Genomic DNA, 20,198 nt, shown 5'->3' with positions numbered 1-20,198 from the left:
GCCCACCGGACCCGAGACCACTGCGATTGCCCAGCTGTGCGAGCATCGGACGCTACGCGACCACAGCGGCAATAGCGGATGTCCGCCTCTAGCGGCGCTGCACCCGATCGGCTACCGCTGCGAGACGCGGCAGGTGGTCACGCCACCCAGCTGGGACGGGCCACAGCAACACAATGATGAGCATCACGAGGGGCAGAGCCAGCGCCTCTGGTCCCACCCAGAACAGGAAGACGATCCCGTAGACAATCGAGCCGGCGAACATGATCAGGGTCCGGTACCAGCGCTCGACAGGTCGCCAAGGGTGGCGCGACGGGTACCTGTCCATGCTGTAAGGTTAGGCGCTGATTGTGACGCCGATGAGCGGAAGGGTCCATCGCGGCTTTCACCGTGTCAGCCGGCCGTCCTCCTAGCGGCAGGAGCGTGCACTCACGGCGGCCCGATGGCCGTCCTCCGGTGCTATACGGGCCCGACGAGGACCCACGGCGGTTGGCGGGTGGAACCAGGGCCGCGGTCGAGCGCTTCGTGCTGGAGGTGGAGAGCGAGATTGGGGCGGGCGGAAGCGCACACTCGCCACGAGCCGTGACTAACATGTTGCCTCGACGACTGAGCCAGAGCTTGAACCCAGTCACCTGCCAAGGAGGGTGCATATGGCTCAATTCCTCAGCCATCCGCTCGTCGTGCTGGCAGTAGGTGCGGTACTGACGGGTCTGCTGATTCCGCACTTCACACAACGTTGGCAGGACCAGCGAAAAGCCCTGGAGATCAAAGCAGATCTGATAGAGCGGGTATCTTGCGCTGTGGCCGAGATGTTCACCGCCACGCAGTTCGCTTCTGTTGGTGCGGTGTCTCAGTCACAAGAGAAGTTCGACGACGCATATCGCTCCTGGTCCCAAGAAAGGGTGGCCTTGACGTCTCTTATCAGGGCGTACTTCAACAATGATAATCTCGACCGCGCCTGGTTGTGGTGTCGCTCAAGCACTACCGCCTACTACGTGCAGGCCGGCATCCAACGCCACGACCCAGAAGAAACTGCTCGTGCACGCTCCTTCTACTTGAGGACAGTTGCGGCGGGTCTAGCGTCTGATCCTCCCGAAGACCTGAGCGAAGAGGCTTCTTCTAACAGCGAGATTTTGAGTTCGGGCCGAGTGGAAATCGAAGACGTTTCTCGCTTGCGAACGCAAGTGTGGAGAAATCTTGACATCACGGTCGCCGCCATCCGCACTGGAAGGATACGCTTCTGAACCCGCAGGACGGCTCGACTACACGCACCGCCATCTACAAGCGTTCTAGACCGAGTCCACGCCCAACGCAGTGCCGTCAGGCCAGCCGCGGCGGTAGCGGTGGCTGGCGACTCGTAGGCGTGCCGTGACCCGGTGATCGACGCGGCAGGTCACCAGCCCCGCCCCTCGCGGCAGTACAGGACTTGGTGTTCTACTTCGAAGAGTCGCACCTGCCTAGTCCCCTGGTGCTGTCGCTAGTTCGTCGGGTAGTAGTCCCGCCAGTGTCGCTGGCCCACGGGCTCCGAGCCGTTAAGCTCACTTGCATTTAGCTCAATCGGAATGTACTTATGACGAATGCCATGTGCGATGTACTTAGAGTACGTAGCGCTCTCAGGCAGGTGTATAGCGTCGTGGGAACTCCTCAAGCACCCGTCTGCTCCGAGGTACAGGGCGTAGCCATCCGTGGATCTGCTGTCGGGATCGCACTCGTTCTTCTTGCGCAAGATGCACCAGCCAAGGGTCACAACCCTTGACATCTTGAACCGTTGGTATATTACCCGGTATTCGGGCTCTAGCTCGGCTCGTGCAAGAGCCTGCGCCAGTAAAGAGCCGCTGATTGCGTCAGGCAGCTTCGCAGTCGTCCCGTCATCCAGGGCTCCTTGAAGATATTGACTGAGTTGCGCTGCGTCCATGAGGGGCAACGCTGCGACTCGCTCCTGCTCAGCCCGCACGGCAGCGCGCTCTCTTTCCTCAGCTTCGAGCTCCCCTTCAATCCTAGCCGCTTCTTCTCGAAACTCCGTTTCAAGCTCTACCATCCGCTGCGGTTGGCCACATGAAGAACAGAGGAAGAAATCGCGACCGTCGAGCTTGCCAAGCCCTCCGTGAATTTCACATTGCTCGAAACCGCAGCCTTTACACACCCCCGCAGCGTATCTGCCACAAGCGCATAGCCCGCGCTGCTGGGCAGAGCGCGACCCCACTGCGCCGATGCGACTGGCAACCTCACCAACTATCCGCTGCCGCTGTAAATGCATCCATTCACCGACCGACGGCTGCAAGCCATCCCCTGGCATTCTAGGCACTCCCTCACGCCTTTCAAATTGCGCAACTTGGACCGCGTAATGCTCAGCCGCGTGGCAGGAGAATACACGATGGAGAACTTCCCATGCTGGTGTGTCCTGCAAGTCACGCGAAGCGTCAGCGCGACGGTGGACCTAGTGGAGCGTGTAGTTGGTTGATTTACAGTTGTTGGGTTGCAACGATGGGGTATGGCGAATCGACCTGCCCCGGCGCTGGGGTTGCGTGATGGTGACCGTGAGGAGCTGGCTCGCTTGACCCGGTCCTCCTCTGTCCGGGCGGGCCTGGCGCAGCGGGCGCGGATCGTGCTGCTGGCCGCGGAGGGTGAGTCGAACACGGCGATCGCGGCGAAGGTGGGGGTGTCGCGGCCGACGGTGATCGACTGGCGGAACAGGTACGCGGCGGAGGGGATCGCGGGGCTGGACGACGACCCACGGTCGGGCCGGCCGAGGACCATCGACCACCGGGAGATCGTCGCCCAGACCCTCAGGCCGCCGCCGAAGAAGTACGGGGTGACGCACTGGTCCTCCCGGTTGCTGGGCCGGCACCTGGGCATCAGCAACGGGACGGTGGCCAAGGCGTGGCGCGACTACGGGGTCGCGCCGTGGCGGGTGGAGACGTTCAAGTTCTCCACCGACCCCGAGCTGGTCGCCAAGGTCACCGACGTCGTCGGGCTGTACCTGGCGCCGCCGGAGAACGCGATCGTGCTGTGCGTGGACGAGAAGTCCCAGATCCAGGCGCTGGACCGGACCGCGCCGATGCTGCCAATGCAGCCCGGGCTGCCCGAGCGGCGCACCCACCACTACAAGCGGCACGGCACCACGACACTGTTCGCTGCGCTGGAGATCGCCACCGGCAAGGTCACCGGGGCCTGCAAGCCCCGGCACCGCCACCAGGAGTTCCTCGCCTTCCTCAAGCAGGTCGCCCGCGCCTACCCCGACACCGGCGAGGGGACCGAGCTGCACCTGGTGATGGACAACTACGCCGCCCATAAGCAAGCGCGTGGAGGTCCGCGACTGGTTGGCCGCCAACCCGCGCATCCACGTCCACTTCTCCCCGACCTCCGGGTCCTGGCTCAACCTCGTCGAGGTCTGGTTCGGCATCATCGAGCGCCAGGCGATCCACCGCGGCACGTTCAGATCGGTCAAGGACCTCAACGCCAAGATCCGCGCCTTCGTCGACGGCTGGAACGACCGCTGCCACCCCTTCGTCTGGACAAAGACGGCCGACGAGGTCCTCAAGAAGGCCAACCGTCAGACCACTTCAAACACGAACCACTAGGACTCCCATTCAGGTAATTGTCCCCGTGGGAAGTTGGCGGTGCTCACGAGGTAGCAGGCCCCGGCGAGCAGCCCGGCATTGATCAGGGCGAAGCCGGGGAAACCTGCGGGCGCGATAAGTGCCCCGGCAGTCATCGGCAGCACCACCTGGGCTGTTCGGTTGGCCCACAGTCGTAGGCCTAGCGCAGCACCGTGCATCGTGGAGGGGACCAGTCCGATTGTCCACGCCATGGTGATGGGCTGTGGCGCACCGAGAGCGACCCCCAGCAGGGTCAGCGCGATCCAACCGGCCCACGTGGGCGCCACGGCGAGCAGAACGAGTGCGGTGACGCCCAGGGCGAGGGCGCCGGTGAGGACCAACCGCACCCCGATCCGGTGCACGACCCGGGCCAGGCCCAGTCGACTCAGGACGGACACGCCTGCGCGGAGGGCGAGCAGCGCTCCTAGCACTGCGGTCGGCACGTCGCGTTCTGCCGCCCACAGGGGAAGCATGGTGTAGAGCAGGTCGACGGTGACGAGCACGGCCGCGCTGGTGCCGACCGAACGCCAGACGCCCGGCATCCGTAGGACGCGGTGCGCGGGTATGGACAGGCGAACTGAGTCCGTGCGCGTGCCGTGGTCCTCGGGCACCCCCACCGCGACGATTGCTACGACGAGTCCGAGGCACCCTGTCCCGAAGCAAGCGAGAAGACCGGCGTCCATCCCAGCTCCGGCGGCACCGCCGGTCACGAGCAGCGGCGCCAACAGCTGGCCGACCGACGCTGCGGTCGTGACGGTCGAGTAGTGCCCGGTCCGGTGCTCTACCTTCGAGCGAGCGGCCACGATGGCCTGCTGCCCCAGCATGGCCAGCAGACCGCCGGCGCCAGAGACCGCCGAACCGACGAGCAGCTGTCGGAAGTCGGGTGCGGTGGCGACGACTACCGTGCCGGCCAGCAGGACGGCGACGCCGGCCGCCGCGACGGCAGCACCACCGACGCGGTCGCACAGGCGGCCCACCAGGACTGCGCCCACGAGCGCGGGTGCGGCCGTCACCGCAGCGAGCAGCCCCAGCTCCGCGACGCCGGCGCCACGCTCGACGGCGAGGAGCCCGCCGAGCACGCGGACCCCCACCCAGACGACCTGGACGGCCAGGGTCTGGAGAGCGAGCATGACCACCCAGCGCGGCCTCACGAGGGCCGTAGGGGGACTTGGTCCCAGCCACCGGCGAGGCGCGTCAGGTCGTCGATGGACTCGGTCACGGAGAGGTAGTGCTCGGGTTGGAGGTGGTGCACGGCCAGTTGCAGCGCGTACACGATCGCCATCGGGACGAGCAGGGTCCGGAAGCCGCTGTCACGGCCGCGCCCGGCGGCGAGAATGTAGTCAGGCCGCGGCTCCAGACCGTAACCGGGAGTGTCGGTGATCAGCACCACACCCCCACCACGTCCCTGGGCGGCGGCGATGAGCGGCGGCAGTGACTGGGGGATCTTGCCCAGGCCGAACGCCATCAGCAGGCAGTTCTGCTCGAAGGTCACGAACCCCTCGGCCACCTCCCGCGGGGTGGGCCCCACCGGGACGACCACCTTCCCCAGCCGACGCAGGCGCCGGGTGAGCAGGTCGACGGCCTCCGGAGCGCTGGCCCAGTGCAAGAGGTACACGCGTGAGGCCGTGTGGACGGCCCTGGCCACTGCGTCGACGTCCTCCTGCCGCAGATGCCGACCCATCAGGGCCAGAGCCTGCGCCTCGTCGGCGGCCAACGAGGCGACATCGTGCCCGGACTCGTTGCGCATGCCCCGCGGAGCGCGGTGGCCGAGCTCGTCGCGACGCAGGTCGTCCCGCAGTTCGGCGTAACCGCGGTACCCGAGCTTCTGGGCCAGCCGGACGACGGTCGACTCGTGGGCTTGTGCTCGCTCGGCAACCTGGGCGGCTGTGAGCTCGGCCGCGTTGTCCTCGCTCATGAGCACGTCGAGCACCCTGCGGTCGGATGGACTGACGGGCCGCGCGTTGTTGGTCAGTGCCGAACGGAATCCCACTGCTCCTCCTCGTGTCTTCGGTTCTCGAGGTTGACAGGAAAGCCAGCATGATGCAAACCTGTGCAAGTCTGCAAGTGGGCGTGGGCCCACATCACCGATCCGATGAGGTATCGCATGACTTCCTTCACCTACTCTCGCAGCACCGTGGAGTGGGCCCTCGCAGGAGGCGCCGCCACTGCCGGGCTGGCGGCGCTGATCGCTGGCCGCAGCTTCGGCCTGACAGCAACCACGGGCGTGGGATCCGGCCTCGTGCCCGCCGCGGCTGGCGTGCTGCTGCTGCTGGGCAGCGGCGCATGGGCGCTCGAGCTGATGACGGCAAGCAGGACGTCCTCGGAGCCTGACGCGCTGGAGGCGGTCGCCCAGGTCGTGTCCAGCGAGGCCGATCTGGCCGAGGCCGTGCACGAGGAGGAGACCGAACCTGTCCCTGGGCTGGCCGACTGGGCCCGCGTGCTCACGGTGCTGACCGCGATGACCGCCACCGCGGCGCTGCTGCCGGTGCTGGGCTTCACCGTGACCATGGTCAGCCTGCTTCTGGTCCTGCTGATCGGAGTGAGCCGCCGCCGCGCACTGACCGCCGTGACCGTCGCCGTGGTCGCGACCCTGGGCGCACGCCTGGTCTTCGACGTCTGGCTCGGCACCGTGCTTCCCACGAGCAGCCTTCCCGTGCTCTCCGGCTGGGGGTTGTGAGATGTTCGGTGCGCTTTTCGACGGGCTGCTGAGCATCCTCACGTTCCACCACCTGCTGTTCGCACTGCTCGGGTGCGTCCTGGGCATGCTCGTGGGGGTCCTGCCCGGCTTCGGGCCCGCCGCGGCCGTTTCGCTGCTGATCCCGGTCACCTTCGGCCTGGACGCGACCACCGCGATCATCACCCTCGCGGCCATCCTCTACGGAGCCGCCTACGGCGGGACGACCACGGCCGTCCTGCTGCGCATCCCAGGCGAGGCCTCCTCGGTGGCCACGACGCTCGACGGGTACGCCATGGCCAAGCGCGGTCGCGGAGGGCCGGCACTGGTCATCGCCGCACTGGCCTCCTTCGTGGGAGGAATGGTGGGAGTCATCGGCTTCGTGCTCGTCGCGCCGTTCAGCCGGCTGGCGCTGGAGTTCGGCACCCCCGAACTTGCTCTCGTGGCGGTGCTCGGCATGGCCCTGATCACCGCGTTCTCCGGCAACAGCGTCGGCAAGGCCCTGGTCAGCGTTGGCCTTGGGGTCCTGATCGCCAGCGTCGGCATCGACCAGGGACAGGGCCTGCAGCGCTTCACCTTCGGCCTGCCACAGCTCTTCGCCGGCATCGGCCTCGTGCCTGTCGTGATGGGAGCGTTCGGCCTCGCCGAGATCCTGTCGCAGGTGGCTCGCAGCGGTGGGCGTCCGGTCGCTCCCCTCTCGGTGGGCCGGCTCATGCCCACCCGTGCCGACCTGCGCCGCTCGCTGGCACCGTTCGCCCGCGGGTCGGTCATCGGCTTCTTCATGGGCCTGCTGCCCGGATCGCCCGGCGCAGCCACCTCCCTGGCGTCCTACGCGCTGGAGAAGCGGGTGTCCCCACGGAGGTCGGAGTTCGGACGCGGCGCGGTCGAGGGCGTCGCCGGTCCCGAGGCGGCAAACAACTCGCTGGCCATCTCGTCGATGATCCCCCTGTTCACCCTCGGCATCCCCACCAGCGCCACAGTCGCGATCATGGCCGGCGCCTTCACCATGAACGGCCTCATCCCCGGGCCCCTGCTGTTCCGGGACAACCCGGACGTCGCCTGGGGGATCATCGCCAGCCTGGTCGTCGGCAACGTCATCCTCCTGGTGCTCAACGTCCCGTTGGCACGGGTCTGGGTCTCCCTTCTCAGGATCCCCTTCCCCTACCTGTCGGGGCTCATCGTCGTCTTCATGGTCCTGGGCACCTACAGCATCAACGGCACCACATTCGACATCTACGTCATGGTCGCGGCCGGTGCCATCGGGTTCCTCCTGCAGCTGGCCGCCGTGCCACTGACACCCCTGGTGCTCGCACTCATCCTCGTACCGATGATCGAGGACAACTTCCAACGAGCCCTGGCGCTGTCCCGCGGGGACTACGCCATCTTCATGGACGGTCCGATCAACAAGACGCTCCTGGTTCTCATCACCCTCGCCGTGCTCGCCGCGATCGCCCGACCGGTGCTGTCCCACCTCGCCGCCCGCCTCCTGCTCCGCCGCTCGGGCCGGCCCCCCAACGACCCGTCGGGCCCCGCCCAGCCGGGCGCTTCCCCGGACCCCACGGGCCCCGTAGTCGTAGAGAAGCCGACCCCCCAAGACCCAGGGGCAGCACGCGCCAACACCCCAGAAGGGGGTCCCGCCCCATCCGCCCCGGTTGCCTCCGCGCCGCCGAGCGGCACCCCTGACCCCTCCGGCCAGCCGGAGAGCACCACCCCAACCCACTCCACGAAAGATCTGATCCGATGAGCCCCACCCGAGCCGCCCTGGCCGCCCTCGCCCTCACCACCGCCACCGCCACCATCCTGAGCGCCTGCTCCACCGGCTCCTCCCCCGGAGCCACCTCCGGCGCCAGCGGTGAGCAGACCGCCGAATCCTGGCCCGAGCCCAACACCAACATCGAATGGATCGTGCCGTCCGCGGCTGGCGGCGGTAACGACATCATGGCCCGCATCCTGGCCCCCGTGCTCTCAGAAGAACTGGGCGTCAACGTCCAGGTCGTCAACCGCGAGGGTGGGAACCAGGTCATCGGGCTCACCGAACTGGCCCAGGCCAAGCCCGACGGCACCAAGCTGGGCGCCACGAACCTGCCGTCCATCCTGGGTCGCTACCTCGACCCCCCTACGGTAGTAGGAAAGACGTCGACGTGCAGCAGTCCGCTTACGGCCACCTCATGGGGTGTATCGCGTCCCATGCCGCCGCACAGGCGCACTCGCCGCGGCAGGAGCGTGCGCGAGCTTCATGACACGATGGCACGGTGTCCACCAGTCGCACCCGCTTTCGTATCGCAGTGTTGGTGGCGGCCGTCCTCATCGTCGGTGGCTTGCTCGTCAGTGCCGTCATCGGCCCCAACTCCTATGGCTGGTTCGCTTACCAACCCGTGCCCGCCGACGGGCCCGTGCCGGTGATGCTGTTTCCCGAGCAAATGCTAGCGCTCGGCGTCACGCTCACCGGGGCCGTTGTTGCTGAGCCTGCTCATCGGGATTCGGATCGGGAGACGGTATTCGGGTGAGCCAACACGGGGAGGCTGACGCCAGCGCGAGCGACTGGCGGCAAGAGTGCGCGTTTTCGCACCACGCGCGCCCGACCGGGAGCCGAGTCGAATCACGCGGTAGCTGCGCGGACGGCGCGCCGCGACGGCGTCGAGCATGGCCCCAGTAGCGGCCAGGGTTGTGGCTATGAGGGTCAGTTGACGATGGTCCAGTTGATGGGCTCGACGGAGCGGCTCTCGAACCACCGGTTCACCCTGCCAAAGGGGTCTGAGCCGCGGAATGGGCGTTCGGCGCCGGCTGCCCGCTGAACCGACATTGGCGACGGATGGCTGGAGGCGAAGACCTTCACCTCTGGCTCCAAGTGCTTACGCATGCCGTGAGAGGGAACTCCCCAGAGCAACGCAGCAATTGGCCGAGCCCTCGCTTCTCCCCGGATTGCTTTCATCGCGGTCACCGCGAGTGGTGACCACCACCGAATATGCCGCTTGGGCCGCGCATGCTTGTCGCGTGGAAGGGTCAAAGCGCGGTTCAGCAACATGACGCCCTCCTGTGTCCAGGCATTGAGATCCCCCGCTCGTGGCGTCGAGTACTTGGCTCGGGCGAGTTCCTCGTAGATGTTCGCCAAGGAGTCGGGGACGTCGCCTGCTGGGCCAGTCGAGAAGCTCAACCCCATCGCGCGCGCTGCACTTGGGTAGGGATCCTGTCCCAGGATCAGCACGCGCACCTGATTGAGCGGCAACTCGAAAGCGCGCCAGAGGACGGAGTTGGGTTCATCCTCGACCGGCAAGTATGGTCCCGCAGCGGCCACCCTGGCGAGGCAGTTATCGACCTTGGAGTCGATCCCAGGGTCGACCGCGCGAAGCCCAGCCACCCAGTCGGGGGCAATTCTTTCATCCTCGGCAAGTCGATCCAAGATGCGCAGAGGTTCCCGCATGAGCGCAAGCGTATGGCCAAGTGTCGATTTTGAGACTGGGCTAGGGGTTTGCCACGCAATCTCGGCAGGAGTGCTGAATGGTCTCGTGCCTCCAGCACGAGCCAGGCTCGCGGTACGGCTTCGACTGTGACCTACGTGTACCACTACCGCCCGGGTGGCGGCCAGTAGTGGCGAGGCTGGCCACCCGCCCATCGTCGGTGAAAGCTACGCCCTCGCTGACCAGCGCGGCTTTGGCCCACTCAACCCACTGGTGACTGGTCTCGTCCTGATCGGCCAGCATCGTGCCATCGGCCTTCACGACTCGCCACCAGGGAATGTCGTGATCCTCGGCAGGGGTAGTCATCCAGGCGTCGTTGTCGGGCCGGTTCCCGAGCACGTTGCCGACTGCGCGCGCGTGATTACGAGTAAGGCCCACACGCTCGGCCAGGTCTCCGTACGTGATCACCGTGCCCGCCGGGATGGCGCGAACGGCCGCAAAGATGTCTTCGGGGTCGAGTCTGCTCATACGCTGATCCTGTCAGCACCAAGCCGAGCGGCTCGCGGCAGGAGCGGGTACCGCATCCGATCCTGACGTCGTCCTCCGGACGTCCCAACCTCAGCATCTGGGGCACCATGGCGTGGTGCTCGAATCCACCGAACTCCGCTCGTGGACGTGGCCGACGCCGGAGAACCTGACGCCTGTGGTCGTGCTCCACGGCAGCGGACAGGACGAGAACACGCTTCTGAGTTTCGCCCGGGCCGCCTGCGCTGGCCACACCATCATTTCTGTGCGCGGGCGCATCACGTGGGAGAAGGGGTTCGCGTTCTTCCGCCGCAATCCCGACCGCACTCTCGATGGGGCGGACCTCGCGCACGGAGCGGCAGCCATCCAACACCTGCTTGAAGACCTGCAGGGCACGTACTCCGAGTCGCCGATCTTGCTTGGGTTCTCGAACGGGGCCATAGCGGCGGCGGCCGCAGTCGTGGGCGCCTCGCACCTGTCGGCCGGCGCGATCCTCCTGCGGCCGTTGTCTCCGTTCCCCGAAAGAGTCTTTCCACCGCTTGAGGGCTATCCGGTCCTCCTCGTGAGTGGGGAGGGCGACGCACGGCGCAACCGAGCAGATGGGCCCACGCTCGCGCGTCAGTTTGAGTCCGCGGGCGCAGCCACGTCGCTGGTCGCTACCCGTCGGCCACGGGCTGACGAACGCAGATGAGGACGCGGTGACGAAGTGGCTGTCCAATGTTCCGCGCCAACGTGAATGCCGCTAGAGGACCTTCACTCACGCTGGCGTCTGAAGAGGGGCCATCAGCACAAGATGCCGGCCTCTCGGCAGGCGTGGCCAGGCCGACGAGATCCCACAGGCGGCAATGTCGGACGCGCCGCAGGCTAGCGTCCTCCTGGCGGCAGAAGAGTGCGTCAGGTGTCCATGGCCGTGGCAAAGTCCCCACTGGTGGCCACGTGAGGTCCCCGCTGGTGGCCAAGTAAAAGTCCCCACCCTCTGCTCGTGTCGTCCATGAGCTGAGCCCCTGAGCGGTGACGGTGTCGGTGTCTAAGCCAGTCACCGCACCGCCCCAGGGAGCTCCATTGAAGAACATGAGGGAAGAGTTGGTTATGCGGGTGAAAGTCAAGAGGCGGGCTCGTCGAGCCGGTTGAGGAGGCCGTCGAAGATCTGTTGGCGCTTCTTCTGGCCCTTGGCCTCGGCGTCGTCGCGCTGCCGCTGGAGGGTGGGGCGGAACTCGATGGTGGTGACGAAGAAGGTGCACGCCTCACAGATGGATTCGAAGTGACAGTCCAGCTCGACGGGTCGTGCGCAGTAGCCATTGCCGAGCATGCGCCGGTGGGCCTCGCGGCGAAGTTTGGCCATCTCGGAGCCCTCGGCGTCGGCGGGCAGCTGGCGGGGTTGGTCGTACAGCGCTTCGACCTTCTCGCTGACGGCGAAGTACTCCTCGGCGACGGCGCGGTCGGCGATGCGGGCATAGACGAGCGTCATGGACAGCGACTTGTGGCCGAGCAGCGCGGCGATCGCCTCCAAAGACATGCCTCGGTTGATCGCCTGGGTGGCCAGGGTGTGCCGCAGCTGGTGGGGGTGGACGTGTCCGATCCCGGCCTCGTTGGCCACCGACTGCAGCGCGGTGGCGAGCCGGGAGGGGGTGATCCTGCGGCCCTTCTCGATGAAGAGCAGATTTGTGCGCGCGACCTCGCCTCGGTGGGTCAGCCAGTGGTCCAGCAGTTCCTTCAGCTGCGGGTGCAGCGGGACGTAGCGGTCGGTGTGCAGTTTGCCCAGGGGCACGCGCAGCCAGAACGCCGAGCCGATCTGCACCACGGCGTCGGTGGTCAGCCCGAGCAGCTCGCCGCTGCGCATCCCGGTCCGGGCGAGCAGCTCGACCGCGGTGCGGGTGAACGGGTCGGGGTCGGCACGGGTGGCGGTGAGCAACTTCGCGGCTGCGGCGTCGTCGATGAAGCGGGGCAGCGGATGCTCCTTGATCGGTAGGTCGTTGCGGCCGATCGGTGAGCGTGGCGGTGCATCGTCGATGGCCAGCTCGTCGAGCCGGGCGAAGAAGGTGATCAGGGCGCTGAGCCGGCCGCGGACGGTCTGGTTCGCCAGTTGGGAGCCTCGGTTGCCGGGCCGGGCGGCGAGCCATGTCTTGTAACCCTGGACGTGGTCGCGGCGCACGTCGGCGACCCGTCGGACGTCGGGGTGCTCGTGGAGGAGGTAGCCGGCGAAGATGCGCAGCGAGGAGTCGATGGCGGTGACCGAGTTCGGGCGCAGCCGCACCGACATCTGTTCCAGGTAGCTGGTGATCGTCGCCGCCAGCTCGGGCGCGTGCTCGCTGATCCGAGCCCAGTCCGCGGCCCGACGTCCGTCGCGGCCGTTGCCGCGGGCCGGGAGGGAGTCCAGCACGCCGAGGTGGAACAGGACGGCCTGGAGGCCGAACACGTTCGCTGACATGTTGCGAAGGTCGGGCCTGCCCAGCCGCTCACCCGCCGCCCGGAACTGGGCGAGGGCGTCGCCGATGTGCTCGGCGCTCAGGCGGGTCGGCGCTGTCGCGGTCAGTGCGCTGATGTGCAGCAGCGCGCTCCACTGGCGGCGGGCGATGACCGGTGCGAATCCGAGCTGCTCGGCGGTCAGTGCGAACTGTGCCGAGAGCTCGGGATGGACCTCGTCGCCGATGGGTGCCAGGCGTCCTTTGCAGGCGAGCAGGTAGTCAGCGCTCGGGCGCAGCCGTCCGGTGACGATCAGCCAGGTCACGAACCGGCCGCACCGGGACTGGGCGTCCAGCTGTTCGGCCAACGGCGCCCACTGCCAGGCGTCGGTGGTGCCGAAGCGAGCGTAGAACGCCCGTGCAGCACCACGGCTGACACCGGCGCGCGAGGGAGCGCCCAGGGTCGCGAACTCCTCGACGAGGTGTTCTGCGGTGACAGCGGCGCGCTGGGTAATGCTCACGAGGCGCCTCCTTCTGGTGCCGGGATCTCGAGTGCGTGCAACGCGCGCCGGTACTCCTGCTCGAGCCACCCGTTGGCCAGGTGCAGGTAGATCCGTGTCGACTCGATAGACCGGTGCCCGGCCTGGGCCTGCACCGCCTCCAACGCCATGCCCGCCTCACGCAGCCGGGTCAGGCAGGTGTGGCGGAACTCGTGGCAGGTGACCGCGACGCCCGCGCGACGGGCCGCGCCGCGGATGACCTCGTCCAGCCCCGCCGAGGTGAGGGGCTGTCCTCGACGAGGACCCTTCAGGACGAGGAACACCTTCGAGTTCGTCGTCGCCGGACGCTCCTGGCGCAGGTAGTCGGCGAGCGTGGCGAAGAACGTCGAGGACACCGGCACGAGACGCTGGTGCCCGCCCTTGCCGTCGGCGATGAACACCCGTCGCTCACCGACACGGATGTCGTCCAGCCTCAGCCCGAGGACCTCGCTGCGTCGCAGCGCGCCCAGCAGCATCGCCTGGACCATGGCCCGGTCCCGGTCGGTGCGCAGCGCCGCGATGAAGGCGTCGACCTCGGCCGGGTTGAGCACCCGTGGCAGGGTCCGCGGCGTACGGATCAACGGCACGCCCCGACCCCTCAGGGCAGAGTTCCGGGTCGACAGGCCGTGCGGGACCGGGCTCGTGGTGATGCCCGCATCACCACGGGCGATGAGATAGGAGAACAGGCCGGCGACCGAGGACAGTCTCCGCTTGACCGTGCGTGCGGACAGCCCGGCCTCGCCGTCCTCGATCCGGACCACGCCAGGTCCGCGGCGAGGAGCGCGCTGGTCCCTTAGGAAAGCCATCACGTCGCGCGTGGTGACCTCGGCCGGCTCCTTGCCGACCACGCTGAAGAAGACCTTCAGGTCGTACGTCGTCGCCAACAGCGTGTTGGCCCGTGCCCGAGCGGCGACGAACCGCAGGTAGTCGTCGACGTCGGGCTGCCCCAAGGACGGCGCCTCGCCCTGGTTCGCAGCTCCGGTCAGACAGGGCGTCCAGTCCATGGTCGACTCTCTCGCTGGCAGCCCCGGATCCCTCGGAGCAACGCGGTCAAATCACCCACATATTCATGGACATCATCACCGCCTACCAGAAGGTGGGCACCTACCGTGGGGCCGCGGACATCTGCGGCACCACGCACAAGACCGTCAAGCGGGTCGTGGAACGCCACGCCGCCGGGGAGACCCGTGCGGTGCGGGCGCCGCGGCCGGCGAACTACGAGGCCGTGCGCGCCCTGGTGGCCCAGGACGTGAAGGACATGCGGGGCCGGATCAGCGCCAAGCGGCTGCTGCCGACTGCGCGTGCGGCCGGGTACACCGGCTCGGCCCGCAACTTCCGCCGCCTCGTCGCTCAGGAGAAGAAGGCATGGCGGGCCGAGCACGGGCGGACCCACCGCCCGGCGTCCTGGTCCCCGGGTGAGCACCTGGTCATCGACTGGGGCGTGATCGCCGGCGTGCACGTCTTCTGTGCTGTCCTGGCGTGGTCCCGGTTCCGGTTCGTGCGCTTCGCCGCCGACGAGACGGCCGCCACGACGATGACCATGCTCGCCGAGTGCTTCGAGGTCCTCGGCGGGACACCGAAGGTGGTGCTCGCCGACCGGATGGGCTGCCTCAAGGGCGGCGTGGTCGCCAACCGGGTCGTGCCCACAGCGGACTATGTGCGCTTCGCCACCCATTACCGGTTCCGGCCCGACTTCTGCGAGGCCGCGGACCCGGAGTCCAAGGGGGTCGTGGAGGCCCTGGTCCGGTACGGCAAGGACGACCTGGCCCGGCCGCTGCTGCTCGAGCACGTCCAAGGGCTCGAAGGTGACCAGCAGGCTGCGGCTGCGCGGATTCTGGCCGACCTCGGTGGCGCCAACCGACGCGCGGCCGACTGGTGCGCGGAGGTCAACGCCGTCGTGCACTCAGAGATCGCCGCGGTCCCGAACGAGCGGCTGGCCAAGGAGGCCGACCTGCTCACCGAGCTGCCCTCGCTGCGCCCGGTCATCGGTCCGGCGCCGGCGACCCGCAAGGTCGACAAGATGTCCACGATCCGCCTGGGCTCGGCGCGCTACTCCGTGCCGAACCGGCTCATCGGCACCGCCGTCGGTGTCCTCGTCGACGGCACCCGCGTGCTCATCCTCGACCCCGGCACCGGCGAGGTCCACGCCGAGCATCCGCTGGTCGCGCCGGGTGAGGCATCGGTGCTGGACGAGCACTACGGCGGACCAAGACCCGCCACGCCCGTGCGGGCGATCCGCCCGCGCAGCGCGGCGGAGAAGGACTTCTGCTCGCTCGGCCCGGTCGCGGAGGCCTTCATCGCCGGCGCCGCCGGTGCCGGGCACACCCGCCTGGGTCCGGAGCTGGCCGCGCTCAACACGCTGACCGCTGCCCACGGCGCGGCGGCGATGGTCGCCGCGCTGGAGCGGGCAACCGCGTTCGGTCGGTGGAAGGCCAGTGATGTCCGCTCGATCCTGGCCGCCGGCACCGGGGTGCCGACCCCGCGCCCGGCCGGGGACGCGCTCGTCCTCGACCTGCCCACGGCCGCGGGACGGTCGCTGGCCGAGTACGCCCCGGCCACGAAGGCGGTGTCCTCATGAGCGCCCCCACCGCGCCGGTCCTGGACGCGGACCTGACCGCGGGGCTGCGCCGCCTCAAGCTGGCCGCGATGCGCCAGCTCGCCCCCGAGCTGCTCGTCACGGCCAAGACCCAGCGTTGGTCCCCCGAGGAGGTGCTGCGGGCGCTGGTCGAGGCCGAGATCGCCGCCCGCGACGCCTCCAACGAGCGAGCACGCCTCAAGGCCGCGACGTTCCCGGTCCTGAAGACGATCGAAGAGTTCGACCTGGCCGCCTCCTCGATCCCGGCCCCGACCTGGGCCTACCTGACCTCGCTGGAGTGGGTCCGAGCCAAGGAGAACGTGGCCCTCATCGGACCCGCCGGGACAGGAAAGTCACACACCCTCATCGCGCTCGGCCACGCCGCCGTCCTCGCCGGCCACCGGGTCCGGTACCTGACCGCGGCCGAGCTCGTCGAGACGCTCTACCGCGGCCTGGCCGACAACACCGTCGGCAAGACCATCGAGACCCTCCTGCGCAACGACGTCGTGCTGGTCGACGAGATCGGCTTCGCCCCGCTGGACGACACCGGCGCCCAGCTGCTCTTCCGGTTCATCGCCGCCGCCTACGAACGCCGCTCCCTCGGGGTCGCCTCCCACCACTCCTTCGAGGACTGGGGCCGGTTCCTGCCCGAGCACACCACCGCCGTCTCGATGCTCGACCGGCTCCTGCACCACGCCACCACCGTCGTCACCAACGGCCAGTCCTACCGCATGCGCCAAGCCCGCGAACGCCGAGGAGGTGAGCACCTCAACCAGTGATCAACCCCGCAGAGGGTGGGGACTTCCACCTGGCCAAAACTGGAGACTTAGAACTGGCCGTTGACATCAGGCGGCTGCGTGGTCCGGGGCGCGACGGTCCTTGCGTAGCCATCTGAACAGATGGAGCAGCGACTGGTGGATCGCAACTCCGACGGCGGTATTCAAGGCAGCCAGTCCAGCCGCTCCAAGAAACTCATTGGGTGACTCGATGATGCCGTCGAACCACAGAAGCAAGGGCCAGCCCAGGGTTCCGACCAGGAGGCAGGTCTTCCACCAGCGGCCGAGGACCAACCCGAACAAGAGCATCGTGGGAATCATCGGTCCCTCCTCAGATCCTCACCGTACGCCGTGAGCCCCGGTCCCTGGCCAGGATGCGATCAGCGGCAATGTCGGACGCGCCGCAGGCTAGCGTCTTCCTGGCGGCAAAGTCGGACGAGCGTAGCCGTCCTCCACGCGGCAGATGCGCGCCGTGGCTTTGGCCCTCCCGGTCCGGCTTGAATGCTCCCTGTCGGTTGACGGAGGAGAAGCCGGACGCCAGCCCCTCGCCTAGCCAGCGCGGGTCCGTCATCCAGCCAGCAGTTAGCGCAGAAGGCTCACCGCGGCGCATGCGCGATATGCCGGTGTGGGCCGCAGATGACGGTCGGGCCCGGAGGCATCCGCGGGTTCGGGCGGGTCAGGTTCGGATCGGCTGGCGAAGTCCCAGGCGGTGGCCGTCGGGGTCGGTGACGATGGCGTACCGTTCCCCGAACTCCATATCCTCGGGCTTCTTTGCCACCGTGCCGCCGACCGTCGCGAGATGGTGAAGCACCTCATCGACCGTGCGCCCTTTCGGCACGTCGAAGTCGAGTACGGCGGCTCCGGGAGCGAGCCCGGGCGTCGAGGGGTCCCACCACCGGGCGAAGCCGAGGGAGTGCAGAGCGAGCGTGGTCCCTCCGGAGTCCGACAGGTACGCGGCCTCGTCTCGGCCCGGAGGACTGATAGACCGGAAGGTGAGGTCCAGCGCCTCGTAGAAGCGACGGCTCGCTCCGGGGTCTGCGCAGAGAAGGTTGATCTGTGCCACGTTCATCTGCGTAGTGAACCAAGGCGCTGGGCAGTCGTCCAGGGGTCACGCACCGGTGGCCGCGGTGTCGCACCTCGCGGTGGGAGGCCTTGGTAGATCTTGCGCTGGTCCGTGGAGCGAGCAACAGCTCATGGATACGATCGAGGGGAACCAGATGTGCGCGCTCCTGGGAGGCTACGTCCATGGGCGGATTTGACGACGCGGAGGTGCCGGGCGCGGGTTTTGTTCTTCGCGGTCTAGTGGCTGACGATGTCGGTGACCTCGTCCAGACCTGCAACGACCCTGATGTTCGGCGCTGGCTGCCGTTGCCCAGCCCGTACCTGGACGCCCATGCACGCTGGTTCGTCGAGGAGTGGGCGCCTGCGCAGCAGGAGTCGGGAGCCGGGCTCGTCCGTGCCATCACCGTTCGGGGCCGCTTCCATGGAACGATCGACCTCCGCAAGGCCGACTGGAGAGTGCCGTCGGTGGAGATCAGTTACATGGTCGCCCCCTGGGGGCGCGGTCAGGGTCTGGCCGTCCGGGCCACCCAGCTCTTGTCGACGTGGGCGCTGGCCCAGGGCATGAGCCGGATCGAGCTACGGGCCGCCGCTGGCAACGACGCCTCTCTGCGCACCGCACGGGCGGCCGGGTTTACCGAGGAAGGGGTCTTGCGGCAGGCGGGGGTGACGCACGCAGGGCCTGTCGACCTGGTCGTCTTCAGCCGGCTTGCATCCGATGACCCATCAACGTAGATCCCTCGGGCGCGCTGCGCACCTGGGCCAGTGGTGTGGATTGGTGCGATGGCAGGATCAGGGTTCATGAGGACCGATGCCCGTGGGCTGGCCGTTGCCATCGACGCCGTTTGCCGCATCCAGGGAGAATTCACGCTGCGCAGCGGACTCACCTCGTCCGAGTACTTCGACAAGTACCGTTTCGAGTCCGACCCCGTGCTGCTGGGTAGAGTGACCGAAGCCATGGCGACTTTCCTGCCTGGCGACACGGAAGTGCTCGGGGGGCTCGAGCTGGGTGGTATCCCGATCGCTACCCGGCTCAGCGCTCTGACCGGGCTCCCAGTCATCTTCGTTCGCAAGGAAGCCAAGACCTACGGCACCTGCAAGATCGCCGAGGGCGGCGACTTCGCAGGCCGGAGGGTGACCCTGATCGAAGACATCATCACCACCGGCGGAGCAGTCCGCCAAGCTGCTGAGTCGCTGCGCGAGCTCGGCGCAACGGTCAACGATGTGGTCTGCGCGATCGACCGCTCCGAGCCAGGCAAGAACGCCCTCCATGAGATCGGCCTGAGGACCATCTCGGTCCTGACCAAGGCAGATCTCGACGACGCTAGAGCCCGCTAAGTATTCGAGGATTCGGCGGTTCGAAGTGGCTGCGGTCAACATCCGCACATCGGCGAAGTCGGTCTGTCACGCACCTCGGCGGATCCGGTCTGTCACGACCCTCGGCCCAGGGCCGATCACGGACATATCCCTGATGAGTGAGCGCTCATCGGCGGAGTCGGTCTGTCACGCCCTGGTCCTGACGTGCGGCGGACCCGTTCTGTCACAACCCTGGGCGGGGGTGGCCCGTACCGGCAGTCATTCCCTGATGAGTGCGCACCTCGGCGGCGTGGCGTTCAGGCACGGCGGTGGTAGGGGGCTGGACCATCGGCCGTGTTCGTCCCGTTCAGGGTCGTGGCCCCTCGTGCCTCTCCGCGGGAGCGTGCTCGACCCATCGTTCGTCCTCTGGCCGTCGTCCTGCTCGACGGCTGATGGACTCACGGGGGTTGACTGTCCTGGGAGCAGGTCGAGTGGCGACGGCGGTGGCTGGGGAGAGCAGTCGGGGCCGGCCGGCGGCGTGGGCGGTCGCGGCGAGGACCAGGAGCAGGAGGTCGTCGTCGAGGCCGCAGAGGTCGTTGGACAGGTCTACCGGGTGGTCCGGAGAGCCCATGGAGGCGGCGAGGTTGAGGATGCGTCGTTCCCCGCCGGAGAAGACTCCTGCTTCTTGGTGGAGCCGGTCCCAGTCGACGCGGTACAGGGAGGACGTGGGTCCGAGGGGTTCGATCCACGGGCAGGTGTCGCGGGCGAAGCGTCCGGCCTTGGCTCGGATGAGGATCTCGACGGCTGCCTCGGTGGGGTAGTCGCCCTCGGCCCATGCCCTGAGCTCTCGTGCTGGAACGGTCATGACGGTCACACCTTTCTGTCTCGGGTTTTCGTGGTTACCGCGGCACACCGCTGGGGCGGTCGTGAGCCGGGGGGGCGGTGTGGTGGTCCTCGTCCCGTCGGGTTGTCCTGCTGACCACCTGGACGTGCGCGGTGCGTGGGGCCGCAGGGGCGATGACCGCAAGGCGGTAGCGCAGTGCCTGCGCGGGGCGGGAGGACACCAGGGGCTCGTCGGTGACGCTTGACCGGGCCAGGTTCTCGACGTCGTGTCCCTGGTCATGCAGCTTCTGCATGACGTGGGCCAGGGCCGGCCAGTCCTCCTGGCCGGTGAGGCGTGGGTCGAGCCGGTCAGCGGTGGGGGCCCAGCGCTGCTCGGGGGTCTGCCGTGCTGCCGCTTCGAGCCGGGCACGGACGGCTCGGGTGGTGTCCAGCTGCTGGGTGGCCACCGCGTGGGGGTCGTCGTGCCAGGCGTGGACGGCCTGGTGCAGGGCTCGGCGGGTGGTCGCCTCGTCGGT

At 68.0% G+C, this 20,198-nt stretch carries 21 protein-coding genes and 1 pseudogene; 10 read left to right on the top strand and 12 right to left on the bottom strand.

Features of this window, described 5'->3' with window-relative positions; genetic code table 11:
• Positions 1-88: 88 nt before the first annotated feature.
• Complete coding sequence (locus tag D4B81_RS18315; RefSeq protein WP_161965248.1) at positions 89-325, bottom strand: hypothetical protein; 237 nt, start codon at positions 323-325, stop codon at positions 89-91.
• 322 nt (positions 326-647) lie between these two features.
• On the opposite strand from D4B81_RS18315, the gene D4B81_RS18310 reads away from it, so the two are divergent.
• A complete protein-coding gene (locus D4B81_RS18310; RefSeq protein WP_161965247.1) occupies positions 648-1,241 on the top strand; it encodes a hypothetical protein in 594 nt (197 codons plus the stop codon).
• A 233-nt stretch (positions 1,242-1,474) separates the two neighbouring features.
• Here the strand turns inward: D4B81_RS18310 and D4B81_RS18305 are convergent, their stop codons facing one another.
• Positions 1,475-2,035: a hypothetical protein gene (locus D4B81_RS18305; RefSeq protein WP_161965246.1), complete on the bottom strand. Its 561-nt coding sequence runs from the start codon at positions 2,033-2,035 to the stop codon at positions 1,475-1,477.
• 453 nt (positions 2,036-2,488) lie between these two features.
• Here D4B81_RS18305 and D4B81_RS16645 point away from each other — a divergent pair.
• Positions 2,489-3,578, top strand: a pseudogene (locus tag D4B81_RS16645) (IS630 family transposase).
• On the opposite strand, the gene D4B81_RS16640 reads toward D4B81_RS16645, so the two are convergent.
• Positions 3,575-4,726 carry an MFS transporter gene (locus tag D4B81_RS16640; protein WP_161965245.1) on the bottom strand — a complete coding sequence of 384 codons (1,152 nt, stop codon included), beginning with the start codon at positions 4,724-4,726 and terminating at the stop codon, positions 3,575-3,577. The pseudogene D4B81_RS16645 and the gene D4B81_RS16640 overlap by 4 nt on opposite strands.
• A gap of 17 nt (positions 4,727-4,743) precedes the next feature.
• On the bottom strand, positions 4,744-5,586 hold the full coding sequence (locus D4B81_RS16635) for a MurR/RpiR family transcriptional regulator (RefSeq protein WP_161965244.1): 843 nt from the start codon (positions 5,584-5,586) through the stop codon (positions 4,744-4,746).
• A 114-nt stretch (positions 5,587-5,700) separates the two neighbouring features.
• On the opposite strand from D4B81_RS16635, the gene D4B81_RS16630 reads away from it, so the two are divergent.
• The 3 genes from D4B81_RS16630 (at position 5,701) to D4B81_RS18300 (ending at position 8,777) form a co-directional block, all read left to right on the top strand.
• Positions 5,701-6,273: a tripartite tricarboxylate transporter TctB family protein gene (locus D4B81_RS16630; protein ID WP_161965243.1), complete on the top strand. Its 573-nt coding sequence runs from the start codon at positions 5,701-5,703 to the stop codon at positions 6,271-6,273.
• A gap of 1 nt (position 6,274) precedes the next feature.
• On the top strand, positions 6,275-8,014 hold the full coding sequence (locus D4B81_RS16625; RefSeq protein ID WP_122263796.1) for a tripartite tricarboxylate transporter permease: 1,740 nt from the start codon (positions 6,275-6,277) through the stop codon (positions 8,012-8,014).
• Between the two features lie 508 nt (positions 8,015-8,522).
• The gene (locus tag D4B81_RS18300; protein ID WP_161965242.1) at positions 8,523-8,777 is read left to right on the top strand and encodes a hypothetical protein; all 255 of its coding nucleotides are present in this window, start codon (positions 8,523-8,525) and stop codon (positions 8,775-8,777) included.
• A gap of 173 nt (positions 8,778-8,950) precedes the next feature.
• Here D4B81_RS18300 and D4B81_RS16615 read toward each other — a convergent pair whose 3' ends face one another.
• Together D4B81_RS16615 and D4B81_RS16610 are read right to left on the bottom strand one after the other, a co-directional pair.
• A complete protein-coding gene (locus D4B81_RS16615; protein WP_161965241.1) occupies positions 8,951-9,691 on the bottom strand; it encodes a uracil-DNA glycosylase in 741 nt (246 codons plus the stop codon).
• 40 nt (positions 9,692-9,731) lie between these two features.
• Entirely contained in the window at positions 9,732-10,196 is a 465-nt protein-coding gene (locus D4B81_RS16610; protein ID WP_122263795.1) for an MGMT family protein, read from the bottom strand.
• A 115-nt stretch (positions 10,197-10,311) separates the two neighbouring features.
• On the opposite strand from D4B81_RS16610, the gene D4B81_RS16605 reads away from it, so the two are divergent.
• Positions 10,312-10,884, top strand: a complete 573-nt coding sequence (locus D4B81_RS16605; RefSeq protein ID WP_202613740.1) for an alpha/beta hydrolase — start codon at positions 10,312-10,314, stop codon at positions 10,882-10,884.
• Between the two features lie 411 nt (positions 10,885-11,295).
• Here D4B81_RS16605 and D4B81_RS16600 read toward each other — a convergent pair whose 3' ends face one another.
• Both D4B81_RS16600 and D4B81_RS16595 read right to left on the bottom strand, forming a co-directional pair.
• On the bottom strand, positions 11,296-13,116 hold the full coding sequence (locus D4B81_RS16600; RefSeq protein ID WP_122263794.1) for a tyrosine-type recombinase/integrase: 1,821 nt from the start codon (positions 13,114-13,116) through the stop codon (positions 11,296-11,298).
• A complete protein-coding gene (locus D4B81_RS16595) occupies positions 13,113-14,138 on the bottom strand; it encodes a tyrosine-type recombinase/integrase (RefSeq protein WP_122263793.1) in 1,026 nt (341 codons plus the stop codon). The genes D4B81_RS16600 and D4B81_RS16595 overlap by 4 nt, the downstream gene beginning before the upstream one ends.
• A gap of 65 nt (positions 14,139-14,203) precedes the next feature.
• Between D4B81_RS16595 and istA the strand changes: the two genes are divergently transcribed.
• Positions 14,204-15,712 carry an IS21 family transposase gene (gene istA / locus D4B81_RS16590; protein ID WP_122263792.1) on the top strand — a complete coding sequence of 503 codons (1,509 nt, stop codon included), beginning with the start codon at positions 14,204-14,206 and terminating at the stop codon, positions 15,710-15,712.
• Entirely contained in the window at positions 15,709-16,488 is a 780-nt protein-coding gene (gene istB / locus D4B81_RS16585; RefSeq protein ID WP_122263791.1) for an IS21-like element helper ATPase IstB, read from the top strand. The genes istA and istB overlap by 4 nt, the downstream gene beginning before the upstream one ends.
• A gap of 66 nt (positions 16,489-16,554) precedes the next feature.
• Here the strand turns inward: istB and D4B81_RS16580 are convergent, their stop codons facing one another.
• Positions 16,555-16,806: a hypothetical protein gene (locus tag D4B81_RS16580; protein WP_122263790.1), complete on the bottom strand. Its 252-nt coding sequence runs from the start codon at positions 16,804-16,806 to the stop codon at positions 16,555-16,557.
• A 355-nt stretch (positions 16,807-17,161) separates the two neighbouring features.
• Complete coding sequence (locus D4B81_RS16575; RefSeq protein WP_122263789.1) at positions 17,162-17,554, bottom strand: VOC family protein; 393 nt, start codon at positions 17,552-17,554, stop codon at positions 17,162-17,164.
• A gap of 176 nt (positions 17,555-17,730) precedes the next feature.
• Between D4B81_RS16575 and D4B81_RS16570 the strand changes: the two genes are divergently transcribed.
• Both D4B81_RS16570 and pyrE read left to right on the top strand, forming a co-directional pair.
• Positions 17,731-18,279: a GNAT family N-acetyltransferase gene (locus D4B81_RS16570; RefSeq protein ID WP_122263788.1), complete on the top strand. Its 549-nt coding sequence runs from the start codon at positions 17,731-17,733 to the stop codon at positions 18,277-18,279.
• A gap of 66 nt (positions 18,280-18,345) precedes the next feature.
• Entirely contained in the window at positions 18,346-18,882 is a 537-nt protein-coding gene (pyrE, locus tag D4B81_RS16565) for an orotate phosphoribosyltransferase (protein ID WP_122263787.1), read from the top strand.
• A 325-nt stretch (positions 18,883-19,207) separates the two neighbouring features.
• Here pyrE and D4B81_RS16560 read toward each other — a convergent pair whose 3' ends face one another.
• Together D4B81_RS16560 and D4B81_RS16555 are read right to left on the bottom strand one after the other, a co-directional pair.
• Entirely contained in the window at positions 19,208-19,705 is a 498-nt protein-coding gene (locus tag D4B81_RS16560) for a hypothetical protein (RefSeq protein ID WP_122263786.1), read from the bottom strand.
• 34 nt (positions 19,706-19,739) lie between these two features.
• Positions 19,740-20,198 (bottom strand): hypothetical protein (locus D4B81_RS16555; protein WP_161965240.1); only part of this gene is annotated, 459 nt, incomplete at its 5' end.

The organism is Ornithinimicrobium cerasi (genome assembly GCF_003702705.1).
Classification (GTDB): domain Bacteria; phylum Actinomycetota; class Actinomycetes; order Actinomycetales; family Dermatophilaceae; genus Ornithinicoccus; species Ornithinicoccus cerasi.
The sequence above is the reverse complement of the archived record's forward strand: the minus strand, read 5'-3'. Positions and strand labels throughout refer to the sequence as shown.

What these genes read in the sequence shown, in the direction of transcription:
- istA (WP_122263792.1), top strand. Translation starts at nt 14,204, where the DNA reads ATGGACATCATCACCGCCTACCAGAAGGTGGGCACCTACCGTGGGGCC.
- istB (WP_122263791.1), top strand. Translation starts at nt 15,709, where the DNA reads ATGAGCGCCCCCACCGCGCCGGTCCTGGACGCGGACCTGACCGCGGGG.
- D4B81_RS16580 (WP_122263790.1), bottom strand. Translation starts at nt 16,806, where the DNA reads ATGATTCCCACGATGCTCTTGTTCGGGTTGGTCCTCGGCCGCTGGTGG.
- pyrE (WP_122263787.1), top strand. Translation starts at nt 18,346, where the DNA reads ATGAGGACCGATGCCCGTGGGCTGGCCGTTGCCATCGACGCCGTTTGC.
- D4B81_RS18310 (WP_161965247.1), top strand. Translation starts at nt 648, where the DNA reads ATGGCTCAATTCCTCAGCCATCCGCTCGTCGTGCTGGCAGTAGGTGCG.
- D4B81_RS16560 (WP_122263786.1), bottom strand. Translation starts at nt 19,705, where the DNA reads ATGACCGTTCCAGCACGAGAGCTCAGGGCATGGGCCGAGGGCGACTAC.
- D4B81_RS16625 (WP_122263796.1), top strand. Translation starts at nt 6,275, where the DNA reads ATGTTCGGTGCGCTTTTCGACGGGCTGCTGAGCATCCTCACGTTCCAC.
- D4B81_RS16630 (WP_161965243.1), top strand. Translation starts at nt 5,701, where the DNA reads ATGACTTCCTTCACCTACTCTCGCAGCACCGTGGAGTGGGCCCTCGCA.
- D4B81_RS16575 (WP_122263789.1), bottom strand. Translation starts at nt 17,554, where the DNA reads ATGAACGTGGCACAGATCAACCTTCTCTGCGCAGACCCCGGAGCGAGC.
- D4B81_RS16615 (WP_161965241.1), bottom strand. Translation starts at nt 9,691, where the DNA reads ATGCGGGAACCTCTGCGCATCTTGGATCGACTTGCCGAGGATGAAAGA.
- D4B81_RS16595 (WP_122263793.1), bottom strand. Translation starts at nt 14,138, where the DNA reads ATGGACTGGACGCCCTGTCTGACCGGAGCTGCGAACCAGGGCGAGGCG.
- D4B81_RS18305 (WP_161965246.1), bottom strand. Translation starts at nt 2,035, where the DNA reads ATGGTAGAGCTTGAAACGGAGTTTCGAGAAGAAGCGGCTAGGATTGAA.
- D4B81_RS16570 (WP_122263788.1), top strand. Translation starts at nt 17,731, where the DNA reads ATGGGCGGATTTGACGACGCGGAGGTGCCGGGCGCGGGTTTTGTTCTT.
- D4B81_RS18315 (WP_161965248.1), bottom strand. Translation starts at nt 325, where the DNA reads ATGGACAGGTACCCGTCGCGCCACCCTTGGCGACCTGTCGAGCGCTGG.
- D4B81_RS16640 (WP_161965245.1), bottom strand. Translation starts at nt 4,726, where the DNA reads ATGCTCGCTCTCCAGACCCTGGCCGTCCAGGTCGTCTGGGTGGGGGTC.
- D4B81_RS16610 (WP_122263795.1), bottom strand. Translation starts at nt 10,196, where the DNA reads ATGAGCAGACTCGACCCCGAAGACATCTTTGCGGCCGTTCGCGCCATC.